Genomic DNA, 1,246 nt, shown 5'->3' with positions numbered 1-1,246 from the left:
CGAGCACGCCCTGCGACCCCGATCCGGTGAACGCCCCGGCCCGTACGTCAGCCCAGGCCGCGGCCGCGAGCACACAGGCTGCGAGGGACCGCAGCATGACCGCCGCCTTGCCGGAGGCGGCAAGGAAGCGGAGGAGAGGAGACCACATAGCGCGCAGAGTAGATCATCGGCCCGCCCGGTCCCTCCGCCAGAGGTCGTAGTCGCACGGGCCGGGATCTTCGGTTCGCGCGCTACGCTTCCGGGCGCTCGCGGGGAGTGATGGCGGCGCGCGTCCTCCGGCTCCCGGGCCGGTGGCTGCGACCGGCCGCCAAGGGTCTCTCAGGACGTCGCGGCGTGGTCGGACTCGCCGCGCAGGACGCAGAATTCATTGCCTTCGGGATCGGCGAGAACCGCCCAGCCCGCGCCGTCGGGCTGCCGGCGGTCGATGACCAGGGTGGCTCCGAGCTCCAACAGTCGCTCGACCTCCTCCTCACGCGAGGTCGTCGGACGCAGGCACAGGTGGATCCGGTTCTTGACGCTCTTCGGTTCCGGAACCTGGTTGAAGTACAGCAACGGCCCCTGCGCGAGCATCACCACGGTCTCCCGGTCGCCCGGTGCGACCTGCGGATGCAGCGGACAACCGGTCACCGCACTCCAGAACCGAGCCAGCTCGTACGCATCCGAACAGTCGATCGCCACGTTCTGCACCACTGAGACCATGCCGCTCAGCCTGCCTGACCGCCCGCTCCGTCCGCCACCGACATTCCCTCTTCAGCTGAGCTTCGTCCAGCGCTGCGACGCCTCCCCGCCGCACGTCTTGGTCACCAGGCCGCTGCTCATGCCCAGGTCGAGACAGCCCCCGCTGAAGTCGTTGCGGAGGCTGCCGCCCGACCCCGTACGCCACAGCCGTGCGGTGCCCTCGGAGCAGTCGCCGACGAAGACCGCCTGGCCGAGCATATTGGCGTACAGGCAGCCGCCGCCCTGCTGGTTGACGAGCTTGAAGCTGCCGTCCGGTCTGCTCCGGACGGTCCACCGGGCGCTGGCGTCCGCGCAGTCGCCGTAGTCCGAAGCCCCGAATACCTGTGTGATGCACTTGCTGTTGTTGCCGTTCCGGAAGCGGTAGGTGCCGGACGCGGGTGGCGCCGGGGGTGCCGCGCTGGTGGGCGCCGTGGACGTCCCGCCGTTGGCGGGGCGCGTACTGCCGGAGCCGCCCGCGTTCGCGGGGTTGCCGGCATCGCCGGAGTTCCCGGCGCTGCCCGAGCCGGGC

General features: G+C 70.9%; 2 protein-coding genes. Both read right to left on the bottom strand.

Annotated elements, in window-relative coordinates; translation table 11 throughout:
* Positions 1-318: 318 nt before the first annotated feature.
* Positions 319-699, bottom strand: coding sequence for a VOC family protein (locus ACWGIU_RS38130; protein ID WP_453712714.1), 381 nt, complete (start codon positions 697-699; stop codon positions 319-321).
* Positions 700-750: 51 nt separating this feature from the next.
* Positions 751-1,246 (bottom strand): RICIN domain-containing protein (locus ACWGIU_RS38125; protein ID WP_453712712.1); only part of this gene is annotated, 496 nt, incomplete at its 5' end.

The sequence above is a fragment of the Streptomyces sp. NPDC054840 genome, assembly GCF_053611065.1.
This window is presented reverse-complemented; position numbering and strand designations above follow the sequence as displayed.

What these genes read in the sequence shown, in the direction of transcription:
- ACWGIU_RS38130 (WP_453712714.1), bottom strand. Translation starts at nt 699, where the DNA reads ATGGTCTCAGTGGTGCAGAACGTGGCGATCGACTGTTCGGATGCGTAC.